Raw genomic sequence first — 25,600 nt, forward strand, 5'->3', positions numbered from 1 at the left:
TCCACAAACTGATTAAGCGGCTTGTTTTATATTCCTGCGCGTTCAGCTTTGTCTTTAGCGTCCGCGCAGCAGATTTGATGGACGTTTATTTACAGGCCCTCGAAAATGATCCTGCATTTAAGGCTGCCTACAGCACTTTTTTAGCGAATTGCGAAGCAGTGCCCCAGGCAAAAGCAGCCTTACTGCCACAGGTTAATGCAACAGCTCAATCCAGCCGAAATGTCATTCGCGTCCATACCGCAAATTTTACCGATGAGCAAACCTACAACAGCAATCAGTGGCAATTTACTGCGTCTCAGGCGATTTTCAATTATCAGGCATGGGCAAAAGTACAACAGGCAAAATCATCCGTCAAAGCTGCCCACGCGACTTTTAATGATGCGGCACAGGATTTAATCCTGCGCACAGCCAAAGCTTACTTCGATGTTTTGTTTGCCAGAGACACATTGAGTTTTGCAGAAGCAAAGCTTCGCGCCAATAAACGCCAGCTTGAACAGGCCCAACAAAGGTTCAATGTCGGTTTAGATGCCATTACCTCGGTTTATGAAGCAAAAGCAGCCTATGATCAGTCTATTGCGCAAGTTATTTCAGCTAAAAACAACCAAATCAATCAAAATGAAAATCTACGAAAACTGACCAACCACACTTACGAATATTTATCGCCGCTGCGTAACAGCCGGATTCCCCTTGTTAAGCCTGAGCCGGAAAATGCCGATGAATGGATTGCCACAGGATTAAAGCAAAATTACAAATTATTGTCAGCCAAATATAGCCTGCAAGCCGCAAGAGAAAACATCAAGGCACAGACTGCAGGCAACTGGCCCACTTTTTCATTGCAGGGCAACAGCGGCAAAACCAATAACAGCGGCGGGCCCGGCAATGTCTTTGTCCCATCTGCTCAAATGAATTCAAGCGTCGCGATTGCCATGAATTTTCCTATGTATCAAGGAGGATTGGTGGCATCGCAAACAAGGCAAGCAAAATTTAATTTTCAAACAAGCAGTGAGCAGTTAGAGCAAACATACAGAGACGTGGTGGTCAACAGCCAGATTGCTTTTAACACCATCATTGACGGCATCAGCAAAGTCAAGGCTGACAGGCAAACCGTGGTTTCACAACAAAATTCTCTGGAAAGTACGGAAGCTCAGTTTCAAGTGGGCACGCGCACCATGGTGGATGTAGTCAATGCCCAACAGCGTCTGTTTGAAGCCCAGCAGCAACTTGCTTCTGATCAATATGGCCTGATTAATGCTATTTTAAACCTGAAATATCTTGCGGGAACCCTGAATGTGAATGATCTTGAAGAAATTAACTCATGGTTAGACACAACGCGCATCAAGGGCTTGCCTGGCAAACTCAATGAAAAGTTAACCCAATAACCTTCTTTTTAACCTGAGCTGTAACTATGATTTCCTCTCCTACTCCTGTTGAAAAAAAATTATTGCACTATACCGGTAAAGCGATTGCTGATTTTAACATGATTCAAACAGGCGATCGCGTCATGGTGTGTTTATCCGGAGGCAAAGATTCCTTTACCTTGCTGACTTTACTTCATTTGTTGCGCGCGCGTTGCAATGAAAAATTTGATTTGCTGGCTTTTACTCTTGATCAGGCACAACCCGGCTGGAATGACAGTAAACTTCGCGAATGGCTTGAATCCAGAAATATCCCCTATGAAATTTTAACCAGGGACACATACAGCATTGTCAAGGAAAAAATTCCGGAAGGAAAAACATATTGTTCATTGTGCTCAAGGTTAAGGCGGGGAATCATTTACCGCTATGCGGAAGAAAACGGCTATAACAAGATTGCCCTCGGCCACCATCGTGATGATTTAATCCGAACCCTGTTGATGTCCATATTCTACAACGGCGACATTCGTTCCATGCCTCCCAAGCTGCTTAGTGACAATAAAAAACATATTGTGATTCGACCGATGTGTTATGTGCAGGAAAAAGACATCATGACTTATGCGAAAGAAAAAGAATTTCCAATTATTCCATGCAACCTGTGCGGTTCTCAGGAGAATCTTGTCCGTAAACGAATCGGCAGGCTGATTGATGAACTTGCCAAAGAAAACCCAAAGATCCCAAGCAACATGCTGCATGCCTTACAAAGCATCAAGCCCAGTCAATTAATGGATCGCAGCTTGTGGCCCTTTAAGAATCTTGAACAAGAGTTGCTTACAGGCAAAAACGCTTTAAAAGAACAACTCATCTTTCCCGAAGACAATTGCCAAGAGCAAGCATTTTTAGAAACTGAAGATACAGATTGTTAAAATCCGAAATCTCTGGCAGCGCTCGCGAAACGCACTCCCATGACAGGGTTAACAGATTAATTGTTTTAGTATAATATGACCATACTTTAAACTGGCCGAACAAATATCCGATGACCGAAGCATTTCAGCAGCAATTGCGTAAACTGCGTGTTTATAAAAAACGTCAATTCAAGTTTGACCTGATAGCCGCCATTGTGGTTTTTCTGGTTGCAATTCCATTATGCCTTGGCATAGCGCTTGCTTCCGGCGCGCCTCTTTTTTCAGGAATTTTAAGCGGGATTGTGGGCGGTATCGTTGTTGGCAGCCTTAGTGGTTCCCAGGTCAGTGTCAGTGGCCCTGCCGCAGGAATGGCGGCAGTAGTACTCGCAGCCATAACGCAGCTGGGTGATTTTAATACTTTCTTGCTGGCAGTAGTGCTTGCGGGCTTGCTGCAGATTGCAGTTGGCAGCTTAAGAGCCGGGTTTATAGCGGATTATATTCCTTCAAATGTAATCCAGGGGCTGCTTTGTGCCATCGGCATATTGTTAATTGTAAAACAGTTGCCGCTTGCTTTTACGCTTTCTTCCAGTCTTTCCGAGCTTAAAATGCATTTGCTGGAAACAACGGAAGGAATAACTTTAAAACCGCTTTATGATCTCTCATTCCATATCAACAGCGGAGCCATGATTCTTTCGATTACCTCCCTTGCTGTCTTGATTTTTTTCGATAAGACGAAAATTAAATTATTAAAAGCCATTCCTGGTCCCATTGTCGTTGTTATTATAGGCATTCTTTTTAACGAATTTTTTATCCTCATCGACTCCTATCTCGCGCAACACAGCCCGCAACTCGTCAATATTCCGCAAAATGACGGCTTGAAAGATTTCATCTCCTATTTGGAATCGCCAAACTGGGCCGCATTCGCTAATCCAAAAGTGTATTTATACGCTTTTGTTTTAGCCACCGTTGCCTCTTTGGAAAGCCTTTTAAACGTAAAGGCAGGAGAAAAGCTCGATAAGAAAAAACGCTATTGCTCCAAAGATCAGGAATTGGTCGCCCAGGGTTTTGGAAATTTAGCGGCCGGTTTAATTGGCGGAATCCCGGTTACCTCGGTGATAGTCCGGACATCGGTTAATATTCAAGCAGGAGCAAAAACCAAATTTGCAGCCATACTGCATGGTCTTTTTATCCTGTTGGCGGTTATTCTTATTCCCAATATGCTCAACCGCATTCCATTGTCTTCTCTGGCTGCAATCCTGATTTACACGGGTTATAAACTGACCAAGCCCTCTATTTACTCCAGCATCTACAAACAGGGCTGGGATCGATTCATTCCCTTTATCGCAACCCTGGTATGCATTGTTATGCTCGATTTGCTGACTGGAATTCTTATTGGATTAATGGTCAGCCTGTTTTTCATCCTCAAATCCAACAGCCAGATACGGTTGGATATCATCAAGGAAATTTATCCAAACGGCATTACGAACCGCTTGATCCTTCCACAACAGACAACCTTTTTAAATAAAGCTTCCCTCGTCGCCGAACTGGATACCATTCCCAGAAATTCACAGCTCATTATTGACGCTCGTTATTCAGACTACATTGATAAAGAGATAGTCGAGTTTTTAAAAGAATTTAAGGAAGAGCAGGCGCCGCAAAAACAAATTTCCTTAAATTTAATCGGCTTTAAGGATCATTACGATATTCATAACTATATTGATTTCATTAATGTCACAACCTACGACGTGCAAGCCATGCTTACCCCTCGTCAGGTTCTCAATATTTTGAAAGAAGGCAATCAGCGTTTCCTGGAAGACACCCGCATCCACCGCAGCCTGAAAAGCGATATCAAATACACCGCTGCCACGCAACATCCCATCGCGGTTGTCCTTGGCTGCATTGATTCCCGGGTGCCTGTTGAAACAGTGTTTGATATGAGCTTTGGTGATTTGTTCTGCATCCGAGTTGCCGGTAATGTTGTCAATGACGATGTTTTGGCAAGCATGGAATATGCCTGCAAGGTTGCGGGCGCCAAATTAATTGTGGTTCTTGGCCATACCCGCTGCGGTGCAATTCAAGCCGCCTGCGATGAAGTTAAAATGGGTCATATCACCCATCTTTTGGGTAAAATTAAGCCAGCCATTCAGGCAGAAACCAAGACCGAAACAAATCGAACGAGCAAGAACAATTCCTTTGTACACAATGTGACTGAACTTAATATTGCCAACACTTTGATGCATATTTATCAGGAAAGCGATATTCTAAGCAAATTAATTGATGCGCATGAAATTGGCCTCGTAGGTGCTGTTTATGATGTCAACACCGGGGCGGTTTTATTTAAAGACTACTCTCCAGTCATTACACGGCTTAATAAAAAAGCGGGAGCAAATCTTTCTGACAAATTATCCCATTTGTTGACTTCTGAAACTGCAGCATCTAAGACTGACTTGCAAGACACTGCTGCTGAACCAGCATAACCGATAAAAGGAGTAACCATGCGGGCGTCCCAATGGTTTTTTGCGACTTTAAAAGAAACTCCAGGCGATGCGGAAATCATCTCCCATCAATTGATGCTAAGGGCAGGCATGATTCGCAAGCTGGGATCTGGACTTTACACCTGGCTACCTATGGGATTGAAAGTATTGCGGAAAGTGGAATCCATTGTGCGGGAAGAAATGAACCGCGCGCAAGCGCTTGAAGTACTCATGCCCGCTGTGCAACCTGCGGAACTTTGGCAAGAGACCGGGCGCTGGGAAACCTTTGGCGCTCAGCTGCTCAAGATGCAGGATAGCGGCGGTAGAAACTATTGTTTTGGGCCGACTCACGAAGAAGTCATTACTGACCTGATTCGTGATGAATTGCAGTCTTACAAGCAGTTGCCGCTTAATCTATATCAAATTCAAACCAAGTTCAGGGATGAGATACGCCCGAGGTTTGGCGTTATGCGGGCACGCGAATTCCTGATGAAGGATGCCTATTCTTTTCACTTAAGCGAAACTTGCCTGCAAAAAACCTATTACGATATGTATCATAGCTATTGCCGCATATTCGATCGTCTGGGCCTAAGATACCGTGCAGTTGAAGCGGATACCGGCGCCATTGGCGGATCTGCATCGCATGAGTTTCAGGTGCTCGCAGACTCAGGGGAAGACCTGATATTTTACAGCGATGAAAGCGACTATGCAGCCAATGTTGAACAGGCAGCAAGCTTTATTCCTGAAAAAGCGGACGCATCGGCAATTCATGAACCGATGATAAAAATTGCTACACCCAATCAAAAAACCATCGCTGATGTCGCTGAATTCTTAAAGATCTCGCCCAAGGATATGGTGAAAACCCTGATTGTTGAAGGAAAAACGCACCCATTTGTGGCTCTGGTTCTCCGCGGTGATGACGAGCTTAATGAAGTCAAGGCAGCAAAACATCCTCTGGTAAAATCCCCACTTGCCTTTGCCGATGAAAAAGAAGTATGCAAGGCATTAGGTGCGCCTTTTGGTTCCCTTGGGCCGGTTAATCTTGGGATCCCGGTCATCGCTGATTTTCAAACCTTGGCCATGCCTGAATTTGTCTCTGGCGCCAATGAGGCAGACCATCATTTTATGCATGTAGTCTGGGGACGCGACGCAGATTATGAGGATGCCTATGATTTGCGTACAGTGCAAGTTGGGGATAAAAGCCCAGATGGCAAAGGCACCTTGCAGGCTTGCCGCGGCATAGAAGTAGGCCACGTATTCCAACTTGGCGCAAAATATGCCGAAGCCATGCATACAAAAGTCCTGAATGCCGAAGGCGAGCTGCAAACCATACTCATGGGCTGCTATGGCTTGGGCATCAGCCGCGTGGTTGCCGCGGCCATTGAACAGCATCACGATGAGCGGGGCATCATCTGGCCTGAAAGCATTGCCCCCTTCCAATTGGTGATTATTCCCATCAATGCCCATCGCTCACAACAGGTTCAGGAAGAAGCAGAAAAGCTTTATCAGTTCGCGCTTGCGGAAAACATCGATGTGTTGCTGGACGATCGGGAAGAACGGCCAGGCGTATTGTTTGCCGATTGCGACCTGATTGGCGTGCCGCATCGTATTGTGATCAGTGAGCGCAACTTAAACCAGGGCCTTGTGGAATATAAAGCACGAAATCAGGAGGATACACAACTTATTGCACTTTCTGAGCTGCCAACGTTTATTTCCAGGCTTTTCAAAGCTGGATTTTAGCTATCTTCATTTTTGACTTAAATCAATCCAAATTGATGGTTTGTCATCCCCACGAAGGTGGGGATCCATGTGCAACTTGGCATATGTGCCCTGAAAGATAGATTCCCTCCTTCACGGGATTGACAATATCAAAAATGGCTAAAGTCCAGTCAAAGATAAAGGATTTTAGCAGAGGAATTATTGATCTTACTGTTAACTTTTTAAGCATTAATTGTTATAATAGCTTAAAAGTGATGCTGATCAAGGTGTAAAAATGCAAACTTACTGGTGTGCAGAAGCTCAAGCCTGGCTGCGATTTGATATGGATAGAAAAGGTGATGTGGACAGCAATACCGTCGAAATTGCAGAGCCTGACGATGAGCATCCCTCAATGGCTGCACCCTGGAAAAAGGCTGATGCCAACCTCAAGCAAGGCTTCTGGACGCTTTATGATGCAGAAGAACAGCGCTACTTTTATCTGAAAGCAGGCAAGTTATATCAAAAAGACGGCATCGATAAGTGGACAGAAAAGCTAAGGATCAGTGAATTCGATGGAACGCACTGGAGGCGTTCAAGGGAAACCCTTGAAGGTTTTACCCTTGCCGACACCCCGCCTGCAAAACTGCCTATGACCCCTGAACAACAGCAGCGGCAATGGAAAGAGTTACAATCGAAAGATTTGGCTTCTCCATATCTTGCAGGCATTAATTCAAAAATCGCAAAGGATTTTGGGATTGGGTTCACCGAGCAGCAATATAACGAAATTGCAAGCTTCCTGCCCACACCTCTGCTTGGCCAGCGTAAAGATGATTTCAGCGATGTACAAAGCTATCTGAAAGCGTATAAAGATGCCATCACGGATGAGAATAATATAATACATCAGCAAATAGCGGGCCAGGCATCAAGAACATTTGATTATACAACGCTTGAAGGCACTGGAATTGATATTCCAACCCAAACTTTAATGAAAAAACAATTGTTTTTTCATTTGCTGACAGCAGAATATAATGAAATCTGTAATGTGTTTGGCCTTTCAGATAAAAAATTAGCATATGCCAGTTATGCCCGTCCCCGCCCCCAAGGCGCAGATATTCGCCAGGAACTTATTCCTCAAGATGACTTCTTTAACCTGCAACAGTGCCAGATTTTATTCCATAAGCTCGAGCAAATCCTTGCTGATTTTTTCAATACACACTTTGCACATACCAGCGACTACTGTGGTGAACTCAATCAAGTGATTCAAAATCAAGAACATGAAATTCATAAAAAAATTGAAACGCAAGCCTATGATAGTTTTCTTACAGAAAATCAGGAGCTTAATCCAGAAAAGGATGAAAGTCTGAAAACTCACATTAAACAGCAAAAAAAGGAATTTTTCTTAAACCTTCTTCAGGCCGAGCATGATCTTATTGCTGCTCAACTCCTGTACGACCTGAAAAAAGCGGTGGCTGGCGCACAGACAAAATACGCTTCCTGGTATGCAGGGCAATCTGATGCGAAACGCGGTAATCACGGATTTTTCACCTGGGCCCGGCATGGCCGTTATGGTCAAAACCGTGCCTGTGAGTTAAAAAACAAAATTGAAGGACTGGAAAAGCTGGGTGTCGCTATTGGCGAAATACAATCATTTCTGACAGACAGCAAAACACGCTATCACCGCCATTCTTTTGCTTCGTTTCTTTTGGATGAATTAACGAAGCATGACGGTTTGCCCTGGCACGCAATCAACAAGAATAGCGGTAAGAAGTATAATAAAAATGACTTGCTTAATCTTAATATAAGACAGGATATTGAGGATGAACATCGTCAGAATCAATTAAGTCATTAATTCCCGCGTCGTCACTAAGATAGACGTAATTTGAAATCCTGGATTACGACCTTCGGTCTAATCCAGGCTATATCATTACAATATGTGACTACCCGCCATAGGTGTTCCTTAGCACGCGCATTAAACAGTCAGGACTGAGGAAAGCAGCTTTTGGGTATAGGGATGCTTGGGATTTTGCAGGATCTCTTTGCAAGGCCCATGCTCGACTGCCTGGCCATTGCGCATCACGAGGATTTCATCGGCAAGGTATGACACTACCCCCAGATTATGGGTGATAAACAAGTAAGCGATGCCCTGCTCTTCCTGCAAGTCCTTCAGCAAATTCAGAATCTGAGCCTGTACAGAAATATCCAATGCGCTGGTTGGCTCATCGCAAATCAAGACCTGAGGTTCTGTGGCCAAGGCCCGCGCGATAGCAATACGCTGGCGCTGCCCTCCTGAGAACTGGTGCGGGTAACGCCCGAGGCTTTGGCTTGGCAAATTGACTATGTCTAATAGTTCTTTCTGCCTTTTTTGTAACTGCTGCGAATTGAAGCTTTTAAACTGCAGTCCTTCTGCGAGGATTTCTGCGATTGTCATCCTTGGATTCATGGAAGAGAATGGATCTTGAAAAATAATCTGCATTTGTTGCCTGAACTGAAAAAGAGCATGGCCGTATAGCGCGTTAATATTTTTTCCGCAAAATTCTATCGCTCCTGAAGTGACAGGCAGTAAACGCAGCAAAGCCCGTGCTGCGGTGGTTTTGCCACACCCTGATTCTCCAACCAAAGCCAGTGTTTTACCGCGGGATAAGGTAAAAGACAAACCATCTACCGCTTTAATAACTTCCTTTTTGCCCGTCAGCCGGTTTTTATGGAGCATAAAATACACTTTCAAATCGTCTACAGATAAAACCACAGATGTTTCTCGAGACGGAGAGCGTTTCGTTACTGCTGACTCCCGGCGCAGGGCTGGCGGCTTTGAATGTTCCGGATACAAATGGCAGCGAACCAGGCGATTCTTGCCGGCTATCTCCTGCAACAAAGGCTCAATATCGGCGCAGGGAGAAAATACGTGCGCGCAACGGGGATGAAACCGGCAGCCGCGAGGCATGGCATTGAGCACAGGGACATTGCCTGGAATTGCCTGCAACCGCTCTCCTCTTTTGGCTAATGAGGGTAAGGATGCAAGCAACTGCTGCGAATAGGGATGTAGCGGCTGGTGAAAGAAATCCTCTATCTCAGCCCGTTCAACAATTTGCCCGGCATACATCACATAGACCCTGTCAGCCACCTTTTTAACAACACCCAAATCATGGGTGATTAAAAGCAAACCCATTTGGTGCTGGCATTGTAACTTTTTCAATAACTTTAAAATCTGCGCCTGGATTGTGACATCAAGTGCGGTTGTTGGCTCATCAGCAATCAATATTTCAGGCCTTGCAGCGAGCGCCATGGCAATCACGATCCGTTGTTTCTGCCCGCCGGATAGCTGATGAGGATATTGTTTTAAGCGTTGTTCTGCATGAGATATTTCAACTTCATTTAACAGTTCGAGCATGCGGTTTTTTAGCTTCCTGCGGCTTATGGATTCATGCTGTTGGATGGTTTCTGCAAGCTGCGCACCGATGCTAAGCACCGGATTTAGAGCTGTCATTGGCTCCTGGAAGATAATGGCAAGGCGCCGACCGCGCATGGAGCGCATGATCTTTTCCGGCAAATCGAGCAGATCCTGGCCCGAAAACAACACTCTGCTTTGGCTGCCGTAAACGGCATGCTCCGGCAACAGCCTTAAAAGGGCAAGAGTGGTCAGCGATTTTCCGCACCCTGATTCACCGAGTAACGCTACTGCCTCTCCTTGCCTTATATTAAACTCAACTTCATCTACGGCTTTGATGCTTCCCCTATCCGTTTGGAAAGCAACACTTAAGGACTTTATATTCAAGACATTGTTCATCACACAGGCGCATAATCAGGAGCAAGAATGATACTGTAACAAGCTGTTACCGGGATTGACAATGCCAAATGAAATCAGGCTCTTGCGTTTTGGTTCAACAGAGCCTAAACATTAAAACGAAAATGCATCACATCGCCATCGCAAACGACATACTCCTTGCCTTCCAGCCGCAATTTTCCCGCTTCTTTCGCGCCCTGCTCCCCGCCAAAGGCAATAAAGTCATCATAAGCAATGACTTCTGCGCGAATAAACCCTTTTTCAAAATCGGTATGAATAACGCCTGCCGCCTCAGGCGCTGTAGCGCCTCGCCTGATAGTCCAGGCACGTACTTCCTTAACACCTGCAGTAAAATAGGTTTGCAGCCCAAGTAAATCGTAACCAGCCCGGATCACTCGGTTCAGACCGGGCTCTGAGAGGCCAAGGTCCGCCATAAACTCCTTGCGTTCATCTTCATCCAGCTCCATAAGCTCGGCCTCGGTTGCGGCACTTATAGCTACAACTTTCGCATGTTCTGTTTGCGCGAGGTCTCGTACTTTATCCAATAAGGGATTTTGTTCATAACCATTGTCATCGACATTGGCTATGTAAAGTACAGGTTTTTCAGTGAGCAAGAACAATCGGCGGCTGACAGCCTGTTCTTCTGGAGAAAGATTTAATGTGCGCACAGGCAGGCCTGCATTTAGATGAGCGCTGATTTTTTCCAAAGTATACTTTTCAAAGAGCGCATCCTTATTCCCACTTTTGCTGTTCTTGCCCGCCTTATTTAAAGCGCGTTCGACAGTTTCCATATCAGCCAGCGCCAATTCTGTATTGATGACTTCAATATCGCTGACGGGGTCGACCTGTCCTTCAACATGGATCACATCGGGGTTTTCAAAACAGCGCACCACATGCGCTATTGCGTCGGTTTCGCGGATATTCGCTAAAAACTGATTTCCCAGACCCTCGCCGCTTGAGGCGCCCTTGACCAGCCCTGCAATGTCGACAAACTGCATCACGGCAGGCACCGTCTGCTGAGGATGCACAATACCTGCCAATGCCTGCAAGCGCGCATCCGGGACTGTAACCACACCCACGTTAGGTTCTATGGTGCAAAAAGGGTAATTGGCCGCTTCTATCCCTGCCTTGGTGAGAGCGTTAAATAAAGTTGATTTGCCAACATTAGGCAACCCGACTATTCCACATTTAAATCCCATACTTACCTCGAAAAAACTATCGGTTCAATTGGCTCATAGCCTGGCTCATAGCCCCATTAAACACATCAGGCATGATGTCCACTCCCCGCCTAACCGCCTCGAGGATTAATTCGCGCTCGGAAATTGAGGGAGGATGCAAAACATAATCGATCACCAGATGTTTGTGGCCTGGATGGCCTACGCCGATGCGCAGGCGATGAAAATCAGGGCTGCCAAGTTGGCTGATGATATCGCGCAATCCATTATGGCCGCCGTGGCCCCCGCCTGTTTTAAGCTTAATCCTCCCAGGCGGCAAATCAATATCATCGTGTGCCACCAGCAATTCACTGACCCCTATTTGATAAAACTGACAAATAGATCGCACACAAATCCCGCTTTGATTCATAAAAACCAACGGCAGGGCTGCCTTGCAGGCATGATGATTCAATTCAAGATGAGCCAATTCCGCATGAAATTTCTTTTCAACTTTAAAAACGGCATCAAAATGGCGTGTTAACGCTTCGACAAACCAGGCGCCCGCGTTGTGGCGGGTTTTCTCATATTGCGAGCCCGGATTGCGCAAGCCAACTATCAATTTAATAGGCATGGATCAATAGACCTGATAAATATACATCGCGCACCAGGCGCAAGACACGGAATTCTGAGACTGCATGTCAACAGGCCAAAAAAACAAGCGGCAATAAATATTATAACCTATTGCCGCCCATATGCATTAAATCAGGGAAGAGCTTACTCTGCGCTCTCTTCAGGCCCTTGTTCAGAAGCTGCTTCGGGTACTTCTTTGGTTTCAGCTTCGGCTTCAGCCGCGCGTTTTGGCTTATGGATGCTCACCACCGGATGGTCATGATCCCCTGCAGGTTCTATCGTCAGCTGGACTCCTTTGGGAAGTTTTAAATCAGACAGGTGCAAGACATCGTCAAGCTGCATGTCACTGACATCCACTTCAATAAATTCAGGAAGATCTTTTGCCTGGCAGCGCACCTCAACCTGATTCATGGTGTGGTTGATCATGCCGCCCGCTTTCACGCCTTTGGCTTCAGTTTCATTCACAAAATGTATGGGAACCATTTTGACCAGCACATCCTTGGCGCCTACGCGTTGCAAATCCATGTGTAAAATGACCGGTTTGTAAGGATGGCGCTGTAAATCTTTCAGGATTACCTGCTCAACCTTGCCGCCCAATTTCAAATCAAAAACACTGGAATATATGCTTTCAGATTCGAGCGCCTTTATAACCTTGTTATGCAGTAAATGAATCGCCTGTGGTTCCTTACTGCCGCCATATAAGATGGCAGGAACTTTGTTCTCAAGACGACGCAGGCGGCGGCTCGCACCTTTCCCCTTGTCAGTTCTTGTTTCAGCTTCTAAAATTAATGTTGTCATGGGTATTCTCCGTTAAAAACAAATTCCCGGGCAGCCGCACGTCTTTCGTGCTCAAAAAGCTCTAACCTCGCGACCAGGTTATGCGGGATACGGTGGCGAAGTATACAATAATTTAAAATCAACTTGAAGTCAGAATTGATATTTTATAGAATGTTGCACTTTGCTGGTATGTGCAACCAGAAGGTATGTTGGAGAAATAATATGTATGCGGTAATTAAAACAGGCGGCAAGCAATATCGCGTCAAAGAAGGCGATGTGTTAAAGGTAGAATTATTGTCCGCTGATGTTGGCAGTAAGGTCGATTTTTCAGAAGTATTAATGGTTGCGGATGGCGATGACATCAGCTGCGGCAAGCCCATCCTTGAAAATGCGGTGGTTCAGGCTGAAGTGCTTGAGCATGCCCGGCACAAAAAAATTAAAATCATTAAATTCCGCCGTCGCAAGCATCACATGAAAACCATGGGTCACCGGCAATATTACACTCAGGTTAAAATTACTGGGATCAATAAGTAAGAGGTAGTTCTAATGGCACATAAAAAAGCAGGCGGCAGTACACGTAACGGTCGCGATTCGAATCCAAAATACCTTGGCGTTAAACGTTTTGGCGGGCAAAGGGTCAACGCCGGTGAAATTCTGGTTCGCCAGCGCGGTACCCGCTTTCATGCTGGTGAAGGCGTTGGGCTTGGGCGCGATCACACGCTTTATGCATTGGTATCCGGCTTGGTAAAATTTAAAGTCCAGGGTGCAAAAAACCGTAAATATGTGATCATCGAAAGATCACAACAAGACAGTTAAGCATTCCTATCCTATTGCTATTTACTTAGCTGCGCTATCATACGAACCGTAGTATTGTAGCCCGTATTAGCGAAGCGTAATATGGGGATTAGGCAGAAAATCCCGGATTAAGACTGCGTCTAATCCGGGCTACGATCAAACTCAATTTTATAGCCACAAATTGCTTTTACAGGCTCGGCAAAGTTTCTTCATGCAGTCAGCCGAATTTACGGCCGTTAAATGAAGTGCTAACAGAACCCCAAACTCTATCCCTAACTAATTGATAAGCATAAAAAAATGAGATTCGTTGACGAAGCGATCATTAAAGTTGAAGCAGGCCATGGCGGCCATGGTTGTTTAAGCTTCAGGCGTGAAAAATATGTTCCTCGTGGCGGCCCGGATGGCGGCGATGGCGGCGATGGCGGCAGTGTTTTTCTTGTTGGTTCTGAAGAACTCAATACCTTGGTTGATTTTCGTTATCAGCGCTATTTTAAAGCGGAAAACGGCCAAAGCGGGATGGGCAGCAACTGTACAGGGAAAAAAGGAGAGGACTTAACCATACCTGTGCCGGTAGGTACCATGGTTTACGATAAAAATACGGGTTTTCTGATGGGCGACATCAAAACAGATGGGGAAAAACTTAAGGTCGCAGAAGGCGGTTTTCATGGCCTTGGTAACGCCAGATTCAAAAGCAGTGTGAATCGCGCTCCCCGGCAAACCACGCCTGGAAAGCCTGGGGAATCTCGAGAGCTTCGCCTTGAATTGCGTGTTTTAGCGGATGTTGGATTGCTCGGGCTGCCTAATGCGGGCAAATCAACTTTAATCCGTGCAGTATCCAGTGCGAGGCCCAAAGTCGCTGACTACCCTTTTACAACTTTGCATCCCCATCTTGGTGTTGTCAAAGTCGCGCCTCATAAAAGCTTTGTCATGGCAGATATCCCAGGACTTATAGAAGGTGCTGCTGCAGGTGCCGGTTTAGGGCACCGTTTTTTAAAGCATTTATCGCGCACCTGTGTTTTGCTGCATGTCATTGACGCCGCGCCGCTTGACGGCACAGATCCCGTAATTTCGGCACAATCCATCATTCATGAACTGGCTGCTTTTAACAAAGAGTTGCTCAATAAGCCTCGATGGCTCGTCATCAATAAAATTGATATGCTTCCCGATCAGGAAACCAGGCAGCGTACCATCCAACATATCATTGACGGCTTGCAGTGGCGTGACAAAGTGTTTGCCATATCTGCCATAAAACGCGAAGGGACAGACGCTTTGGCTTGGGCATTAATGCAGTTGATCGATGAGATGAAGCAGGCGGAAGCATAGCCATTCTGCAGCATGGTGGATGACGGATCGGCTGCGGTATGGGAGCTGATAGGATTCACTGCCTTGCTGCCGGTCGTTTTGGTATTTGATGGTGATATTGCAGAAAGAAGCCTCCTCTTGCGTCCAGTACTCTTCAAGGCCGCTTAGATGAAACTGGACGCGGATGTTCTCATGCTTCTGAAAAAATACCCTTTGATAGGTTTCTGGCTTTTGAAGCAAGGTTTGCAATACTCCCCCTGTCGCTTCATCAACAATCACAACAGGCTCTGATAACTGGCTTAAGATCTGGCATAAACGCACCGAAGCTTTATCGCTTAATTCCCCGAGCAGATAAGGTTTAATCAGCGGCAAAACAATGTCTTGAACCTCAGCGACCATGCTGGCTGGGCAGCGAACCTTAAACTCAAGGTAAGGCGTTTCAAGGCGATATCCGGTATCACAATTTAATCCTGCGAGGGATTTATCGAGAATTTCCGCAATTTCACCTTCAGCGACCCCCAAAAGGCGCCATTTTAATAATTGCTTACCGCTACGCTTTGTTTGCTGTAAAAGAGGCAAGACATGATGATTCAACATGGGCAAGCATTCGGCAGGAGGCCCTGGCAGCATGAAGTATTGCCTGTTATCCGCGCGGCACATGCAACCCAGCGCTGTACCAAAAGGATTTGGCAGCAAGGTGGCATTGGCTGGAAATAAAGCTTGCTTGCGATTCCCGGCGTTCATGGATAAATTGGCGCAGAGAAGGCGCTGCTCAATGTGCAGCAAAGCTTCAGGATATTCTATCAACTCTACCTGAAGAAAACGCGCCAGGGCGAAACGAGTCCTGTCATCGGAGGTAGGGCCAAGCCCTCCTGTAATCACAATGATCTCATGCTGCTTGTGCAAAAATTTAAGTCCTGTGACAATTTCCTGCTCTTTATCCCCGCAGGCCAAATGGCACCCCATTGATAAACCCTCGGAGCATAAAACCTGAGCTATAGCCTGGCTGTTCGTATTCAATGTGTCGCCATGGATAATCTCATCGCCTGTGGCTAATAGTGCAATACTCATAATCTATCCTGGGTGTTTAGAGTAATCATGCGCAAATCGTCAACATGCGGTTTTCCCGGTTTAAATCCTATCCCCCATAATGCCCTTAATGACTCATTTCCGATGATATAGCGCGCATCCGCAAGAATCAGGGGATTACGGCTGACGAGTAACAAATAGCCGTCGGTAAACCAGTTGAAAATAGTCAAATCACGCAATTGATCTCCTGAATGATATACATAATCAGGCAGTTCGTCACCGGAGAATGCAGGAAATAATGCAGTTGAATCAACCTCGCTTTTTGAAAACCAGGGGGTGGCTACTCTGGCAAGAACGAGTTTGTTACCGCTGAAAGCAACGCTTCGCCAATGCGTTGAGCTTGCAAGTTCGGGAAACACTCTTAACCGGCTTATCTGCAGATGATTTTCATGCGCATAGGCTTGAACTGCTGCCAAGGCACGGTGGTGTTGCAGTGCATTCACTGATAAAAACGCACCTGCAAGTATAATGCCCAGGAAAACAGGCTTGCGGTTATCATAAACCAGGGTGCCGATAACACCCGCGCCTAAAAATACAGTAAAGACAGGATCGACAATAGAAATTAAATCCCAGGCGTACCTCGTATTGGCAAGGGGCCAAAATAACACAGTGCCATAGCTGGTACAGGTATCCAGCAATGCATGGGTTGCATAGCCAATGAAAGCAGCCCAAAAAGTCAAACGCCATCTTTCCCGAAATCTCTGGAAAGGAATCAGGGCAAGCGTCACGAGTATCGCGCCAAAAGGGATGAAAATAAAAGAATGGGTAAATTGCCGATGATATATCAGGGTTAGCATCGGATCATTTGCCGAGCGGATGAGCAAGTCAAGATCAGCTGCTGTTCCTCCAAGAGCGCCAACGATCCAGGCATTTTTTCTATCATATTGGTGCAAGATGGCCTGTGAACATGCAGCGCCAAGAGCCGCCTGTGTGACGGGATCCATATTGTTATGCCTGAGGCAGCGACATCTGTCGATAAGGCATTTCTATACCCTCCTTATCAAATACCTGCTTGATTTGCTCATATAATTCATATTTCACCTGATTGACTGTTCCTGTTTCTGCCCAAAACATCAATTTTAATTCAATGGCCGAATCGGTAAACTGGTTAATGACCACTTGCATTGCCGGTTCTTGCAAAACATCCGGATGCGCTTTAAGCAAGGTTAGCAAAATATGTTTTACATGCTCAATCTCAGTGTTATAGGAAACACCAATGAGCATATCCACTCTCCGGGTTTTAAAATAGCTCATATTGATGATATCTGATTTCATAATCGTTTCATTGGGTATGCGAATCCTCATATTATCTGCCGTTTTGATCTTGGTTGATAAAAGATCCATGGAATCGACAACTCCCGCCATGTCTTTTAAACGAATGGTATCCCCTACTTTAAACGGCGACTCAAACAGAAGAAAAATGCCGCTGACCAGGTTGGATGCGGCGGTCTGGGAAGCAAAGCTTAATGCCACTGTAAATACACCGGCAGCGCCCAGCAGAACAGTCATTTTAAAGCCAATTTGTTGTAAAGCTGAAATTAAAAAAAGTAAAAATAACCCATAAAATATCAACCTGCGGCTCAAAACAGCCAGATGGCGGGAAAAGCGTTTGCTGACGGCTTTACCGACTATCGCACCAACCTGCCTCGCAATAAAAAAACCCAATACCGCCACGAAAACCGCATAAACAATATGTAGCCAGTCTATCTTTGACAGCACATCCATGACTCCTCCGGCACCGATTTCATAAACAAAAAACCCCGCAATACGGGGTTTAGTAAGCATCTATCAAAAAAAGCAAACACCTGCCTTTGCAGCGGGCCTTGCTGTTTTTGGGGTATTACTCTTGTGTTTGATTATCAGCAGCGCCTTGGTCTGCGCCCTGATTTTCAGTATTTGTAGCGGCAGGTGCTTGCTCAGGTGTTTGCTCAGGCTGAGTCGCGGTGGTTTCTGTTCTGACTTCAGGCTGTTTTTGCTTATCCTGACCGCCACAGGCTACAAGCGACAAGGCCATAAAACCAGCTACGAACAACATTGCCAACTGTTTCATTTTTTTCTCCCGTTTTTTTTTATTTTTTAAAAGTCTCCCGTTTCAAAGTCTAGCAAAAATTTACTTATTGTGAAGGAGTTAATTGTAATTCTCTTCAGTTAAACCCAAAAACCAGAGCTCAATGAACACCAATAATTCATTATGGATTATTTTAAGGCAAAGAACAGGCGAGATAACCCCTACCTGCTCATTGGTTTGACTATTAGATCTTGGCGCTGAACAAAGCTATTAGGCTGGATTGGTACTGACTTGTCATCTGTCATTTGCTAGAATTTGCACAACTTTACCCAGAATAATAATTAAGATGAGTTCATCCCATACTCCTATGATGCAGCAATATTTAAAAATAAAGGCACTGCATCCTGACATGCTTCTCTTTTACCGTATGGGCGATTTCTATGAGCTTTTTTTCGATGACGCCAAGCGTGCGGCAAACCTGCTTGACCTGACTTTGACTCACCGCGGCCAGTCTGGCGGAAAACCGATCCCCATGGCAGGAGTACCCTTCCATGCTGTTGAAAATTATTTGGCAAGGCTCGTCAAAAAAGGGGAATCGGTTGCAATTTGCGAACAAATTGGCGATCCATCTTCAGCAAAAGGGTTGGTAGAGCGGCAAGTAACCCGCATCATAACGCCGGGAACGCTTACGGATGACGCGTTGCTCGACGCCCGCGCAGATAATATTCTGCTTGCTGTTTATGAGTTGCGGCAACAATATGGGCTCGCCTGGGTTGATTTAAGCGGCGGTCGGTTTCATGTCTCCCATGCAGCAGATAAAGCTCAACTTCATGCTGAAATCCATCGGTTAAAACCTGCGGAAATTTTAGTCAGTGATGCATGCTCTATCCAAATGCCGGATGAGTTTCTCATCAAAATCAGACCTGATTATGAATTTGCGATGGGAAATTCAGAAAAAATAGTATGTGAGCAATTTCAGGTCGTGAATCTTGAAATCCTCGGGTTAAATGAGTTTCCTGCCGCTGTTCCGGCAGCAGGTTGTTTGCTCTCCTATTTGCGCATAACCCAGCGCCAGTCTCTGCCTCACCTAAAGTCGCTGACGCTTGAGAAAAGCGATGATTATTTACAGCTGGATGCGGCAACACAAAAACATTTGGAATTATTTGAAAGCAATCATGGCAAAAATGAAAACTGTTTATATGCTCTGCTGGATAAAACAGCCTCTGCCATGGGAAGCCGCTTATTGAAACGATGGCTTGGGAGGCCTTTAAGGCAGCATGAACCCATCCGGCATCGCCAGGAAGCGATACGCGAACTCATCGCGGAGAAACAAACCGATGCTATTTATAAACTCCTAAAACAGACATCCGATATCGAGCGCATTATCTCGCGCATAGCTTTACAAACCGCAAGGCCAAGAGATTTGCTGCTTTTACGCGAAACGCTGAAATTAATCCCCGAATTTCAAAGGGCGCTCGCCCCCAAGCAAAGCTATTTGTTAAAAAATATCTGCAAACACCTTCAGCCTCAGCCGGTACTGGAGGATTTGTTAAGCCGGGCGCTCGTTGACAATCCTCCAGCCCTGCTTCGCGACGGTGGCGTCATTGCCCGCGGGTTTGATGAGATGCTGGATGAATTGCGAGAATTAAATGACAGCGCCTCGGATAAATTGCTGGATCTTGAACAGGAAGAAAAAAAGCGTTGCGGGTTAAGTTCTTTAAAATTCGGCTATAACCGCGTTCATGGCTATTATATTGAACTGTCAAGGGGGCAGTCAGAAGAGATTCCACCCCATTTTCAGCGCAGGCAGACCCTCAAAAATGTGGAACGCTTTATCACGCCAGAATTAAAACATTTTGAAGAGAAGGTTTTATCAGCGCAGGTAAAAGCGCTTGCTCGAGAAAAATGGCTTTATGAAAACCTCTTAAAGGAATTGAACCAATATATTGCAAGGCTTTCAGAAATCGCCAAGGCCCTTTCAACGCTAGATGTTTTGAATAATCTTGCCGAGCGGGCAATATCTCTGAACTGGCAATGCCCTGTTCTGGTTTCTGAACCTGGGATTGAAATTAAGACTGGCAGGCACCCGGTCATTGAGCAGATCCTGCAGGAAAAATTTATTGCCAATGACTTATACCTTCATCCCGCGCAAAACATATTATTGATAACAGGCCCTAACATGGGCGGAAAATCAACCTACATGCGGCAAAATGCATTAATCATACTTTTGGCGCATATTGGCAGCTTTGTACCGGCACAACACGCCAAACTGGGTCCCCTGGACAAAATATTTACCCGCATCGGCGCCAGTGACGACCTCACATCCGGCCGCTCTACCTTTATGGTAGAAATGACCGAAACAGCCCATATCCTGCGCAATGCAACCCGGCAAAGCCTGGTTTTAATCGATGAAATTGGCAGAGGGACAAGCACTTATGACGGCGTGGCACTGGCCTATTCCTGTTGTGCCTATCTTGCTGATACCGTGAAGGCTTATACCTTGTTTTCAACGCACTATCATGAATTGACCGAACTTCCGCAACGGTTTTCCTGTATCCGCAATATACATCTTGAGGCGGTTAAACGAAAAAACAGCATTGTTTTTCTTTATCAGGTTAAAGATGGTTATGCAGATCAAAGCTATGGCATTGATGTAGCAGCCCTGGCAGGTATTCCTGAAGAGGTGCTCATGCTTGCAAAAGAGTATTTAAATACACTAAAGGCCCATCATCCTGAAGACTCAGGCCAGGACAATCCATGCACTACGGAGTCATTGATTTTGAAAAAACTGGCCAGTGTGGATGTGGATAACCTGACACCAAGGAGGGCGCTTGAATTGCTTTATCAGCTAAAAGCATTGGAAAGCTGCTAAGGCCTACTTTATTCCGGCTGCATATCCTGCCAAACTAGTACCGTTTTCCTTTAATTTTGGCTGGCTTTTATCACCAAGAACGAATTTTTCTAAATGCTCAACAGGATTTCTGCATTGATTCAATACTTCAGCAAAAATGGTTTATTCAGAAAAACTGTTTCCCTTGTGCTTTTCTTTTTGATCCAAAAGAGCGTTTATGCGGCGAATTTTAAAATCACAGGAATTAAAGGCGAACCCTTGCAGAATGTGCGCTACCGTTTATCAGAGTTGTACCAGGATAAACCCTTAACAACAGTACCAAGAAAAGAACTGCAAGCCCAAATTGAAAAAGCCTTGCATCCCTACGGTTTTTTTAGGCCGAAGATATCTTTTGCGGTCAGCAGCGAGGGGACGCCTTTTCGCATTCAAATCACTCCAGGCCCGCAATTACACATCGCAACGATGACGATTCAGGTTACCGGTGAAGGGGCGGATAATGCTGAAATCAGGCAGGCGCTGCGTGATCTCCCCCTTAAGGCAGGCCAACCTTTAAATAACCCAATCTATGAGGAAGCCAAGGAAAATATACAAACAGCTGCTGAACATCAAGGCTATCTGCACGGTATTTTTGAAAAGGCTGAAGTATTGATTGACCTGAATCGATATCGCGCAGATATCACGCTGATTTACAATACTGGCCCACAGTTTTACTTCGGGCAATTGAAATTTGATCCAACCCATATTTCCAAGGAACTTCTCTACCGCTACGTTCCGTTTGAGATGGGGCAGCCGTATTCAACAGATAAAGTTCTTGCCCTTGAATCCAATCTCTCGGCGAGCGGGTATTTTAAGTCAGTCATTGTGAAGCCTGAGATGAACAGCAGGCGGCTCGTGCCCGTGAATGTCCATTTGGAGGCGGTAAACCGCATCAATTACACCCTGGGTATTGGTTATGGAACAGATACCGGACCCAGAGGCCGGGTCGGGTTGCATGTTGTGCCTGTCAACAGCGCCGGACATAAATTCAATGCCATAGCACAGGGCTCTCTGCAGGAAAATGCGCTGTTGGCTCAATATATTATTCCCGGACGGGATCCCTTGCATGACAAATACAGCGTTTCGGCGAGTTTTTCCAATCTGGATTACAGCAGCGGCTATGCAAATTCCGCGCTTTTATCGCTGGCTCATCAGCATCTGAAAACCAATCACCAGCGCGTCATTTCCCTGAATGCCCTGCATGAACGCTTCAATTATACAAATACCCCAAAAACTGAGAAGACCTTGCTTTATCCCAAGGCAACCCTGACCTGGCGGAAGGTCACTGATCAGCTGTTTTCACCATCAGGCTATAATATTACACTGAATGGCCTTGCAGCGAGCAAACTTTTGCTCTCCGAAATCAATCTGGCACAGGCTTCTATTGACGTGAAAGCGGCTCTCACCGTCAAACCAATCCGGACCCGGTTTTTCGTGCACGGCATACAAGGCTTTACCGCGGTGAATGATATTGAAAACCTCCCCCTATCGCTGGCCTTATTGCTTGGCGGAGCCGAGAACTTGAAAGCCTATTCATACAATTCAGTTGGGCCTGGTAAAATTTTAAGTTTTATCGGCGGAGAAATTCAAAAAGAAACGTTTGAGAAATGGTATCTGGTAGGGTTTCTTGATGCGGGGGATGTATACAATCCAGGCATAAAAGATTTTAAATATGATGCAGGCATCGCCCTAATGTGGGTATCTCCCGTGGGGCCCATTAAAGTTGGGGTCGCGCAAGCCATTAATCGCGACTTTCAGAGAATCGACGGGAGAAATCCCAAACTGGTCATCAACATGGGGCCTGATCTCTAATGAAATACCTAAAAACTGTTACTTACAGCCTACTGCTCTTGTTTGTCATCCTGATGAGCCTCTTGGCTTTTTTGCTCACGACCACTCCCGGCATTTATACCGTGATAAAAATCACAGGGCTTTTTTTACCCGGGGATATATCTATCCAAAAGCCCAAAGGGCAATTGCTTGATGAATTCTCTATTGCAAAATTAACCTATACTGATGCAACACTCTCAATAGAAGCAGATGATATTCACATCAACTGGAAATTACTCCCTCTTTTGCAAAAACAGCTAAAAATTAAGCATTTCATTATTGATAACCTGAACATTCATATTAAAGACACGAAAGAAGCGATCGAAGAAACGAGGGATATGGATTTTGGCTTTCCCGCTTTACCTATAGCCCCAAATGTCGGCGAAATCCTGATAAATGATTTAAAAATCAAGCAATTGGGCGTTACACGACACATTAAAAAAGTGCATATTCATGATGCTGTTTTAAATAACCAGCAATGGCTCGTTAAAGAGCTGGGTGCTGATTATCAGGGCTATCAATACCATCTGGTTGCCAAAATCAAGCCAAATATGCCTTATGAGGCGTCAGCCAGCCTCGAATTCAGCCCCCTAAAAAAAGAAGCGGGACTGCATGGCAAGATGAGCCTCTCAGGCGACTGGCAGCTTTATCATTGGCAGGGACAATTTAAGGGGGCTGCCAGGGGCAGCCTTTATGGAACCTTAAAAACAGGGCGGGAAGTCTTTTTAAAAGCCAGCTGGAACAGGGTTAATTGGCCCTTGAATGGCGATGTTCTGTCTGGGAAAAAAGGAGAATTTGTTGTTTCTGGAACCCTGCCTGATTTGGAAATCAAAACGCTTATGAGCCTTGATAAGCCTGTTGCCGCTCATTTAGAGGCCCATGCAACAGTCATCCAGCAAAAGATTGAAGCCCAAAGCCTTATTGAGACTGAACAGGGAAACATTCAGGGCAGGTTTTATTATGATGGCGCAGCAAAACCGGCATTCAAAGGGGAGCTTAAAAGCAAATCACTCAATTTAACGGAGTTTGGCATCCCGATTAAACAACTTGAGTTTAATACCGTTTTTTCCGGGAGTTCTCCTGCAACATTGACTGTTAAAACCAGTTTAACAGCCGAATACCTGGAACATCTCTTAAGGGCAGATATTCGCTATGATCAGCAAACAATCGAAAGCGCCTTCTTTCTTGGCGCCAATCATATCCGGATTAGGGGAACAGTCCCTTACGGCTGGAAACTGAACGCAACGCTTCCTGAACCGGAACTCCTGCACCCTAACCTCCAAGGCTTGCAAACTGCTCTGAAAATTGAGGGCAATGTTGATAGCGCGAACCAGGGAAAAATGCATTTGACCCTGCGCCCCGGCGTTTATCATACGCCGGATAATGATGCCCTGCCTCCTATCCCCTTTTCCGGAGGCCGAATGATCATCAATCTAACCCCAGATGGGTTAACCGCTCAAGGTTCTCTCGCGATTGACGGGCAAAAAAGGCTTGGGCTTGATTTAACCCTCCCCAAATTTCATTTGGGTAAAGCCAGTTACCAAAACCAGCCGCTTACTGGGGAATTAAACGCGCAAATTGATTCGCTTGCATTTTTAAGCAATCTGAGTGAAGCCATTCAAAAAACGAGGGGATCGCTCAATTTAACCCTCAAAATACAGGGAACAGTTAAAAAGCCTGATCTTCGCGGCCAGATAAAGCTCAGGAACGGCAGTGTATTTTTACCGCACTCAGACCTAACCCTAAGTCCTATTACAGCAACAATTGAAACCCAGAATAAACAATGGAATGCCAAAGCAACCATAGGACCGAAGGCAAGCAGGCTTTCTTTAAAGGGAAATGGCCAGTTTACGCCTCTGCTTTCGGGAGAACTGACTTTAACCGGCAAGCAATTCCCTATCTCAAAAACTGCCGAATATACCGTTTTTGTATCTCCGCTTTTAACGTTGGCTTTTGATCAGCAGCATCTCAATATTAAAGGCAGCATTCTGGTTCCAAACGCGAATTTAAAGCCCATATCTTTCAGCAACACTGTCGATTTAACAAGCGATGCGGTATTTGTCAGTGAAAAGAAAGAAACGGCGCCCTTTAATGTCAGTATGGATGTAGATATCCAGATGGGAGAGAATGTCGCACTGGATGTGCGCGGCTTGAAGGGCTACCTGGATGGGCAAATCAGGCTTAAGCAATTGCCGAAAGGTTCAATGCAGGCTCTAGGGGAATTGCGCATCCGTAACGGCGTCTATAAGGCTTACGGCCAAAATCTGGTTATAGAAGAAGGGCAGCTCGTTTTTGGCGGCGGTTCTCTTTGGAACCCGGGCATCCGCATACGGGCTGTGCGCTATTTCAAAAATGCCGCCGCAAGTTTTGCAAGCACGAATGAATTGTTCGATTTTAATCCCAGCAACTTACAAAGCATGAACCTTGGCAATCAAGTCACGGTCGGCATTGAGATAACAGGCCGCATTGATTCGCCTGAAGTCAAGCTCTTTTCGATTCCCGCCAATCTTTCACAGGCAGATATCCTCTCGATGATCATTCTTGGCAAACCTGCAAGCCAGGCAAGCCAGGCCGGAGGACAATTATTGCTGACCGCTATTTCTGCAATGAACCTTGACTCAGGGACAAGCGGCTTGCAGTTACTGGACCAATTAAAGCAAACCCTGGGATTTGAGTTTGACATCAAAACCACATCACAGTTTAACCAGCAGACTCGTGAGGTTACCGACGATACTGCCCTGGTAATTGGTAAATCACTGACGAATCGCCTGCATTTAAGTTATAATATTGGCCTTTTTCAAGAGGACAGCAACGTCTTGACTTTAAAATATCTGTTAAATAAGTTTTTGAGCATCCAGGTTACCGCAAGCGATTCCGGCAGCGGCATTGATTTAATTTATACGCGCAGTAAAGGATAA

Annotated in this window: 19 protein-coding genes; 11 read left to right on the plus strand and 8 right to left on the minus strand. The window is 45.6% G+C overall.

Features of this window, described 5'->3' with window-relative positions; translation table 11 throughout:
• The first annotated feature begins 77 nt into the window (after positions 1–77).
• From Llon_RS05455 to Llon_RS05475, 5 genes are all read left to right on the plus strand, one after another.
• On the plus strand, positions 78–1,379 hold the full coding sequence (locus Llon_RS05455; RefSeq protein ID WP_115336911.1) for a TolC family outer membrane protein: 1,302 nt from the start codon (positions 78–80) through the stop codon (positions 1,377–1,379).
• A 26-nt stretch (positions 1,380–1,405) separates the two neighbouring features.
• Positions 1,406–2,278, plus strand: a complete 873-nt coding sequence (gene ttcA / locus Llon_RS05460) for a tRNA 2-thiocytidine(32) synthetase TtcA (RefSeq protein WP_058529037.1) — start codon at positions 1,406–1,408, stop codon at positions 2,276–2,278.
• 110 nt (positions 2,279–2,388) lie between these two features.
• Positions 2,389–4,734 carry a bifunctional SulP family inorganic anion transporter/carbonic anhydrase gene (locus tag Llon_RS05465; RefSeq protein WP_058529038.1) on the plus strand — a complete coding sequence of 782 codons (2,346 nt, stop codon included), beginning with the start codon at positions 2,389–2,391 and terminating at the stop codon, positions 4,732–4,734.
• Between the two features lie 18 nt (positions 4,735–4,752).
• On the plus strand, positions 4,753–6,471 hold the full coding sequence (locus Llon_RS05470; protein WP_058529039.1) for a proline--tRNA ligase: 1,719 nt from the start codon (positions 4,753–4,755) through the stop codon (positions 6,469–6,471).
• Between the two features lie 253 nt (positions 6,472–6,724).
• Positions 6,725–8,278 (plus strand): hypothetical protein, encoded by a 1,554-nt coding sequence (locus Llon_RS05475; protein WP_058529040.1) that lies wholly within the window; start codon positions 6,725–6,727, stop codon positions 8,276–8,278.
• Between the two features lie 120 nt (positions 8,279–8,398).
• Here Llon_RS05475 and Llon_RS05480 read toward each other — a convergent pair whose 3' ends face one another.
• From Llon_RS05480 to Llon_RS05495, 4 genes are all read right to left on the minus strand, one after another.
• The gene (locus Llon_RS05480; protein WP_058529041.1) at positions 8,399–10,213 is read right to left on the minus strand and encodes an ABC transporter ATP-binding protein; all 1,815 of its coding nucleotides are present in this window, start codon (positions 10,211–10,213) and stop codon (positions 8,399–8,401) included.
• Positions 10,214–10,317: 104 nt separating this feature from the next.
• Complete coding sequence (gene ychF / locus Llon_RS05485; protein WP_058529042.1) at positions 10,318–11,409, minus strand: redox-regulated ATPase YchF; 1,092 nt, start codon at positions 11,407–11,409, stop codon at positions 10,318–10,320.
• 16 nt (positions 11,410–11,425) lie between these two features.
• Entirely contained in the window at positions 11,426–11,995 is a 570-nt protein-coding gene (pth, locus tag Llon_RS05490; protein ID WP_058529043.1) for an aminoacyl-tRNA hydrolase, read from the minus strand.
• Positions 11,996–12,138: 143 nt separating this feature from the next.
• Complete coding sequence (locus Llon_RS05495; RefSeq protein ID WP_058529044.1) at positions 12,139–12,792, minus strand: 50S ribosomal protein L25/general stress protein Ctc; 654 nt, start codon at positions 12,790–12,792, stop codon at positions 12,139–12,141.
• Positions 12,793–12,993: 201 nt separating this feature from the next.
• Between Llon_RS05495 and rplU the strand changes: the two genes are divergently transcribed.
• From rplU to cgtA, 3 genes are all read left to right on the plus strand, one after another.
• On the plus strand, positions 12,994–13,305 hold the full coding sequence (gene rplU / locus Llon_RS05500) for a 50S ribosomal protein L21 (protein WP_058529045.1): 312 nt from the start codon (positions 12,994–12,996) through the stop codon (positions 13,303–13,305).
• Positions 13,306–13,317: 12 nt separating this feature from the next.
• Positions 13,318–13,587 (plus strand): 50S ribosomal protein L27, encoded by a 270-nt coding sequence (gene rpmA, locus Llon_RS05505; protein WP_058529046.1) that lies wholly within the window; start codon positions 13,318–13,320, stop codon positions 13,585–13,587.
• A gap of 276 nt (positions 13,588–13,863) precedes the next feature.
• The gene (gene cgtA / locus Llon_RS05510) at positions 13,864–14,889 is read left to right on the plus strand and encodes an Obg family GTPase CgtA (RefSeq protein ID WP_058529047.1); all 1,026 of its coding nucleotides are present in this window, start codon (positions 13,864–13,866) and stop codon (positions 14,887–14,889) included.
• On the opposite strand, the gene Llon_RS05515 is transcribed toward cgtA, so the two are convergent.
• From Llon_RS05515 to Llon_RS05530, 4 genes are read right to left on the minus strand one after another with little or no spacing between them, the layout of a single operon-like run.
• Complete coding sequence (locus Llon_RS05515; RefSeq protein WP_058529048.1) at positions 14,848–15,939, minus strand: competence/damage-inducible protein A; 1,092 nt, start codon at positions 15,937–15,939, stop codon at positions 14,848–14,850. The genes cgtA and Llon_RS05515 overlap by 42 nt on opposite strands.
• Positions 15,936–16,901, minus strand: coding sequence for a metal-dependent hydrolase (locus Llon_RS05520; protein ID WP_058529049.1), 966 nt, complete (start codon positions 16,899–16,901; stop codon positions 15,936–15,938). Before Llon_RS05520 ends, Llon_RS05515 begins: the two co-directional genes overlap by 4 nt.
• A gap of 4 nt (positions 16,902–16,905) precedes the next feature.
• Positions 16,906–17,742, minus strand: coding sequence for a mechanosensitive ion channel family protein (locus tag Llon_RS05525; protein ID WP_237758265.1), 837 nt, complete (start codon positions 17,740–17,742; stop codon positions 16,906–16,908).
• Positions 17,743–17,797: 55 nt separating this feature from the next.
• Complete coding sequence (locus Llon_RS05530) at positions 17,798–18,007, minus strand: hypothetical protein (RefSeq protein ID WP_058529050.1); 210 nt, start codon at positions 18,005–18,007, stop codon at positions 17,798–17,800.
• Between the two features lie 304 nt (positions 18,008–18,311).
• On the opposite strand from Llon_RS05530, the gene mutS reads away from it, so the two are divergent.
• The 3 genes from mutS to Llon_RS05545 all read left to right on the plus strand — a co-directional run bounded on the left by mutS (position 18,312) and on the right by Llon_RS05545 (position 25,600).
• Positions 18,312–20,837 carry a DNA mismatch repair protein MutS gene (mutS, locus tag Llon_RS05535; RefSeq protein WP_058529051.1) on the plus strand — a complete coding sequence of 842 codons (2,526 nt, stop codon included), beginning with the start codon at positions 18,312–18,314 and terminating at the stop codon, positions 20,835–20,837.
• Between the two features lie 93 nt (positions 20,838–20,930).
• Positions 20,931–22,664 (plus strand): autotransporter assembly complex protein TamA, encoded by a 1,734-nt coding sequence (locus Llon_RS05540; protein ID WP_058529052.1) that lies wholly within the window; start codon positions 20,931–20,933, stop codon positions 22,662–22,664.
• On the plus strand, positions 22,664–25,600 hold the full coding sequence (locus tag Llon_RS05545; protein WP_058529053.1) for a translocation/assembly module TamB domain-containing protein: 2,937 nt from the start codon (positions 22,664–22,666) through the stop codon (positions 25,598–25,600). Before Llon_RS05540 ends, Llon_RS05545 begins: the two co-directional genes overlap by 1 nt.

Source organism: Legionella londiniensis (genome assembly GCF_001467825.1).
Classification (GTDB): Bacteria; Pseudomonadota; Gammaproteobacteria; order Legionellales; family Legionellaceae; genus Legionella_A; species Legionella_A londiniensis.